The organism is Aminiphilus sp. (assembly GCF_029975095.1).
GTDB lineage: Bacteria > Synergistota > Synergistia > Synergistales > Aminiphilaceae > Aminiphilus.
Genome location: NZ_JARKPW010000163.1, coordinates 1 through 5,840, shown reverse-complemented (window position 1 = coordinate 5,840; position 5,840 = coordinate 1). Strand labels below are relative to the sequence as shown.

General features: G+C 62.9%; 8 protein-coding genes. 1 reads left to right on the top strand and 7 read right to left on the bottom strand.

What is annotated here, in order from left to right:
• On the top strand, positions 1-738 hold a 738-nt coding region (locus tag Q1K49_RS10040), incomplete at its 5' end, for a histidinol-phosphatase (protein WP_300525670.1).
• Between the two features lie 22 nt (positions 739-760).
• Here Q1K49_RS10040 and hisIE read toward each other — a convergent pair.
• The 7 genes from hisIE to Q1K49_RS10005 all read right to left on the bottom strand — a co-directional run.
• Positions 761-1,387, bottom strand: coding sequence for a bifunctional phosphoribosyl-AMP cyclohydrolase/phosphoribosyl-ATP diphosphatase HisIE (gene hisIE / locus Q1K49_RS10035; protein ID WP_300525668.1), 627 nt, complete (start codon positions 1,385-1,387; stop codon positions 761-763).
• Between the two features lie 307 nt (positions 1,388-1,694).
• Positions 1,695-2,468 (bottom strand): imidazole glycerol phosphate synthase subunit HisF, encoded by a 774-nt coding sequence (gene hisF / locus Q1K49_RS10030; RefSeq protein WP_300525671.1) that lies wholly within the window; start codon positions 2,466-2,468, stop codon positions 1,695-1,697.
• Positions 2,462-3,181: a 1-(5-phosphoribosyl)-5-[(5-phosphoribosylamino)methylideneamino] imidazole-4-carboxamide isomerase gene (locus tag Q1K49_RS10025; protein ID WP_300525667.1), complete on the bottom strand. Its 720-nt coding sequence runs from the start codon at positions 3,179-3,181 to the stop codon at positions 2,462-2,464. Before Q1K49_RS10025 ends, hisF begins: the two co-directional genes overlap by 7 nt.
• Positions 3,178-3,900, bottom strand: coding sequence for an imidazole glycerol phosphate synthase subunit HisH (gene hisH, locus Q1K49_RS10020; protein ID WP_300525666.1), 723 nt, complete (start codon positions 3,898-3,900; stop codon positions 3,178-3,180). Before hisH ends, Q1K49_RS10025 begins: the two co-directional genes overlap by 4 nt.
• Positions 3,897-4,466, bottom strand: coding sequence for an imidazoleglycerol-phosphate dehydratase (locus Q1K49_RS10015; RefSeq protein WP_300525665.1), 570 nt, complete (start codon positions 4,464-4,466; stop codon positions 3,897-3,899). Before Q1K49_RS10015 ends, hisH begins: the two co-directional genes overlap by 4 nt.
• A complete protein-coding gene (gene hisG, locus Q1K49_RS10010; RefSeq protein WP_029166118.1) occupies positions 4,453-5,106 on the bottom strand; it encodes an ATP phosphoribosyltransferase in 654 nt (217 codons plus the stop codon). Before hisG ends, Q1K49_RS10015 begins: the two co-directional genes overlap by 14 nt.
• On the bottom strand, positions 5,100-5,840 hold a 741-nt coding region (locus Q1K49_RS10005), incomplete at its 5' end, for an ATP phosphoribosyltransferase regulatory subunit (RefSeq protein WP_300525664.1). The genes hisG and Q1K49_RS10005, both read right to left, overlap by 7 nt.

The window sequence follows — 5,840 nt, the reverse complement described above, 5'->3', positions numbered from 1 at the left end:
ATGGGTGCGCCGGAGATCGTGCACCGGGCCATCGGGGAGAAGATCGCCCTTCTGGCCCTTACGGACCACAACGCGGTGGCCAATGTTCCGGCCCTGACGGAGGCGGCGGAGGCCCAAAGGGAGAGCCTGCGCGCCTCCGGTACGGATGACGGGGGTATTCCCAGGATTCTCTGCGGTGTAGAAGTGCAGACCGAGGAGGATATCCATCTGGTGGCCCTCTTCCGGAGCGTGGAGGATGGCTTTTCCTTTCAGGAATGGCTTTGGGAAGCTCTTCCCTCCCGTGCCAACGATCCTGATATTTTCGGGTATCAGTTGATCATCGACGGAAAAAACGCGGTGCTCGACCAAGTGGCAACGCTCCTCGTCCAGGGGGTTTCCCGCTCCGTGGAGGAGGTGATCGCAGAAATCCGCCGGAGAGGAGGGCTTTCCTTCCTCGCACATGTGGATCGTCCCGGCTTTTCCTACGTGGAGGTGCTCGGTCCCGTCCCGGAAGACCTTGCTGTGGATGCGGTGGAACTGTCCCGGCGTCTTTCCGCCGAAGAGGCGCTCGCCTGGAGAAACCGGTTGGGAGCCAGAACGATCCTCCGCTCTTCCGACGCGCACCGTCTTGAGGATCTCCGGCGGGAGCACTGCATGGAGCTTCTTCTCGCGGAGCCGACCTTCGATGAAGTTGCCCTTGCCCTGCGAAACGAAGCAGGACGGCGCGTCCTCTGGCCCTGGGAGGAAGCGCCGCCCTGATCAGTGGTTCGATAAGGGGTTCTTACTTCGGCGCATGACGGGAGGCGAGTTCCCGCCACAGTTCTTCGAGGGAGATGTCCAGGGCGAGGAGTCCCACCAGAAGGTGATACAGAAGATCCGACGCCTCGTACACCGCACCTTCGCGGTCCTGGAGCGCCACGGCGAGAGAGGTTTCCAGGCCTTCCTCGCCGATTTTCTGTGCCACCCGGGTGATGCCTTTACCAAGAAGGCGGGCGGTGTAACTTTCCTCGGGTGAATCGTTCTTTCGCTTCTGCAGATAGCGCCAGAGGGTTCCGAGAAAGGCGGGATCTCCCGGGGGCGTTCCCCAGAGAGGGTTGTGAAAGCAGCTTTCCTTTCCCGTGTGGCACGCCGGTCCCGCCGGTTCCACAAGTGCCAGGAGCGTGTCTCCGTCGCAGTCCGCCCGAAGCTCCCGAAGCCGCTGCGTGTTTCCGCTGGTCTCTCCCTTGTGCCATCTCTCTCCGCGGGATCGGCTGAAAAAGACCATTTCGCCCGTCGCGACGGTCTCTTCGAGCGCCGCCCGATTCGTCCAGGCCATCATGAGCACTTTTCCGGAAAGGGCGTCCTGGACAATGACCGGGATGAGCCCCTTCTCGTCAAAACGCAACGTGTCCCAATGCAAGGTCGTCATAAGTTTCGTTCATTTCCTTTCATCGCGGATTCTCCACGGAAACTCTGAATAACCTGCTTCCCCGTGGCATGTTTTCTATCCAGGATACCCGGATCGAGAGGGGTGTCGGTCTTGGTTGAGTACGTCAAGCGCAACCGCGTGGCGTTCTCTCGCGGGAGACCTCCGCTGGCGTGCTCCAACCGAGGCGTTTTCACAGTCTTCTTGCCGCGAAGCGCTACGTTCTCTCCCGCTCTTCCCGGGCAGAAGCCGAACGTCCTTTCCCTTCGGGAGGAACTTCAGAAGCTTCCCGCCCCGTCAGTGTTCCCGTTCATGTGTTTGCCTCGCCGTTTTCCAGTCTCACGGCAAATCCCTTCCGCCGGAGCGTCTCCTTCACTTGGGAGATGCGGAGGTGTCCGTAGTGAAAGATCGACGCGGCGAGCACCGCATCGGCTCCCGCCGCGAGAGCGTCGGCCAGATGTTCCGTCGAGCCGGCGCCTCCCGAGGCGATGACGGGAACCCGCACGGCTCGGGTCACGGCGGCGAGCAGTTCCGTGTCGTATCCTGCAGTGGTGCCGTCACGGTCCATGGACGTGAGGAGAATCTCGCCTGCGCCGAGCCGTGCGCCTTCCCGGATCCATTCGAGGCAGTCCATTCCGGTGGCGGTTCGACCGCCCTCCACGTACACTTCCCAGGAGTCGCCCTTTTTTCGGACATCCACGGCGAGAACCACTGCCTGTCTTCCGAGGACACGTGCGCAGGCGGTGAGGAGATCCGGGGTGCGTACCGCAGCGGTGTTGACGGAGATCTTGTCCGCACCGAGGCTGACGATCTCCACCGCATCCTCCGGCGTGGAAATGCCTCCCCCCACGGTGAAGGGGATGGAGAGACGGTCTGCAACGGCGGTGACCCAGTCGCGCATGGTCTTGCGTCGTTCCGTCGAAGCGGAGATGTCGAGGAAGACGAGTTCGTCCGCTCCCTCTTCCATATACAGGGCCGCGAGCGTCGCAGGGTCTCCCGCATCGCGGAGATCGACGAAATTGACGCCCTTCACCACCCTGCCGTTCTTCACGTCCAGGCAGGGAATCACCCGGGAGGTCAGCATAGACGCCACCGTCTCAGCGCCGCGGCGAGATCGAACTCTCCTTCGTAGAGTGCCTTTCCCACCACGGCTCCCGTTAATCCTGCCTCGTCCAGAAGATGGACGTGCCGTTCCGACCAAATGCCACCCGCGGCAATGAGACGAGCGTCGGGACAGAGACGCAGCAGCCGCTGGTAGAGCGGGAGGTCCGGGCCTTCGCCGGTGCCGTCTCTGTCCACGGCGGTGACGAGAAATTCCTCGTATCCCAGGTCGAGGAGGCGCCGCAGGAGGGCCTCCGGCGTGAGAGCGCTCGCCCGGGTCCAGCCGGATACGGCCACTCGCCCGCCTTTCACGTCTACCGTAGGAAGGACACGGCTGCCGAATGCCTCCCGGCAATGGCGGGCCGTTTCCTCATCCTTCGCGAGAAGACTCCCTACCATAGCCCGGGAGGCACCGGCTTCAAGCGTGGCGGCGATATCCTCGGAGCGCCGAAGTCCGCCTCCGTACTGCACGGAGAGTCCGAGTGCCGCCAGGTTCGGAAGCAAGTCCAGATGAACAGGTGCACCTCCCCGAGCGCCCTCGAGATCCACCACGTGAAGCCACGTCGCTCCCGCCTCGGCGAAGGATGCCGCCGTACCCAGCGGGTCGTCGCCGTACTCGCTCCGGCGGCTGAAATCCCCCTTGGTGAGACGCACCACCTTGTGTCCGTAAAGATCGATGGCCGGATAGACGATCATGTCGGGCCTCCTTGTCCGGTTGCGCTGTTCCGAAGCGCGGTTTCCACGGGAAGACTCGTTTGCAGGGAAGCGGAGCCCCCGTCGTGGAGAAACGCAAGCAGACGCCCGAGGAACGCCACGCCCCCGAGACCGCTTCGCTCGGGATGAAACTGGCATCCTGCGACGCGCCCGCCGAGAACGACCGAAGGAAACTGAAGGTCGTCCAGCCGGGTCGTTGCCGCCGCATGGTCACTTTCCCGTAGGGCGAAACCGTGAACGAAGTAGAAGAAACTGCCCGACGGCACAAGAGAGTGCATGTTCTCTTTACGGGGAAGCCAGGTGATGCTGTTCCATCCCATGTGAGGCACCTTGGAGACACCTTCGAGGGGATGGACGACACCCGAAAGGAAACCGAGTCCGGAAGTGTTTCCGTCCTCCATGCTCGCCTCGCAGAGAAGCTGCATGCCGAGACAGATCCCCAGAAGGGGTCGTTCCGCATCATCGACCCATCGGCGCAGTGCCTTTTCCCATCCCTTTCTTCGGAGTAGCTCCATGGCGGGAGGAAACGCCCCGACACCCGGAAGGATCAGAACATCCGTGTCATCCTGGCACACCTCGTCCGGGGAGGAAAGGATCCGGGACGGGAGACGCAGGCGGACGAGAGCCCGGTGGAGATTGCCAAGGTTTCCCGCACCGTAATTGATGACGCCGCAACGGAGCGGCGCGGTTTCTTTCGTCATAGCCAGATCCCTTTCGTGCTTCCCGGCTCCTCCGTTGGAACGAGAGCCTGCCGGAGTGCTCTGCCGACACCCTTGAACACTGCTTCCGCCAGGTGGTGGGCATTGTCGACCGCGAGGGTCCGCACGTGGAGCGTTATACGCGCTTCGCGACAGAAACCTCGCCAGAATTCCTCCACGAGTTCCGTGTCGAAGTCCCCGCACCGGGGAGAGGGGAAGGGCGCATCCCAACCAAGGTGGGGCCTGCCGCTCAGGTCCGCCGCGACGAGAACCAGGGTTCCGTCCATGGGGAGGGCGCACCAGCCGTATCGGGCCCGCCCGGTTCCGTTCCGGAGTTCCTCGAGGAGCGCCTGCCCCAGAGTGATGCCGAGATCCTCCGTGAGGTGATGAGCGTCCACCTGCAGATCTCCACGGGCGGTCACGGTGAGTGTCCACCCTCCATGATGGGCGAGGAGTTCCAGCATGTGGCCGAGGAAACCGCAGGGCACGTCGATGGAGCCGGTTCCGGGTTCAAGAGAGAGGGAAAGATCGATTTCCGTCTCCCGGGAGCGTCGTTCACGCCGAGTCATGACTTCTTCCCGCCTTTCTCTCCTGGAATCGTTTCACCAGGTCGCCGATGAGATCCCACTGGAGATGGGCACTCTTGCGGCTGGCGACGAGATGCAGAGAGACCGGTGCCACGTCCTCCAGGACAGTGAGATGGTTTGCCTTGAGTGTATTTCCCGACTGCACGATGTCCAGAATGCAGTCCGCGAGTCCGAGGCGCGGTGCCAGTTCGATGGAGCCGTTCAGATGCAGGATGTTCACCTGGACGCCCCGGGAGGAAAAGTGTGCGTCCGCGATGCGCGGATACTTGGTGGCCACCCGGATGTCCATGATGTTGCTCTCGTGGGCGAGAAAGCGGTCCGCCATTTCCGGAGGACCCGCCACGACGAGACGACAGCGCCCCATGCCCGTGTCGGCGAGAAGAACAAGAGACGCGCTGGTTTCCCAGAGCACGTCGCTTCCGGCGAAGGCCAGATCTGCCACGCCGTGATGGGCGTAGAGCGGGACATCCATGGGTTTGGCGAGAATGTAGCGCACGGATTCCTCGGAGATGACGAGTGATCGTCCGGGAGAACGCAGTTTTTCCGTGGGAAGGCCGAGTTCCTGCAGCAGAACGATGGCGTCCTCCTGGACCCGTCCCGTGGGCAGGGCGATGGTCAGCATGGGAACGTCTCCTCCATCCACAGGTCGAGAGGGAGATCTCCCACGGCGCCCACTTGGGAGACGGTGCGCCGCGAGGCGTCGATCCACCAGGTGTAGCCCCGGAGTCGTGCAAGTTCCCGTGAAGATGCCTGCACATCGTGCCAGCTCATTTCCACTCGTGCTCCCCGGGAGAGCAGTTCCTCTCCGAGGCGCAGCGCTTCCTCGGGTTCGCATTCCCGTCCCCAGAGCATGATCGGAACGGGAGTGCTCCGGCGGATTCCCGACGCTTTCGCGAGGGCCTCCAGATCCAGCGCAAAGCCCAGGGCCTGCCCGACCAACCCGTAGCGGGAAAGAAGGCCGTCGTAACGCCCGCCGCCTCCGAGTGCCCGTCCCCTGTTCGAGAGGTAGACCTCGAAGACGGGGCCGCTGTAATAGCCCAGTTCACGAAAGAGAGCGAGATCCACCTGAAGGAGATCCCCGAAACCGAGACGCCCGAGAGAGCGGACGATGCTTCGGAGCGCTTCCGTCGGTCTGTCCGATCCGAGCAGCTCCGCGGCTTTGGGGAAGACCTGGTCGGGTTTTCCCTTCAGGCGCGGAAATTCTTCGAGAAGGAGTTTTTTCCCCGGCGTCAGAGGGTGATGGCCGAGCATGTCGTAGTAAGCCGCGTAGGAATCCTCCTGGAGTGCCGCGGTGAGTGCCCTGGCGAGGTGCGGATCCACGCCGTCGAAGACGATGGAGAAGATGGTCACGTCGCC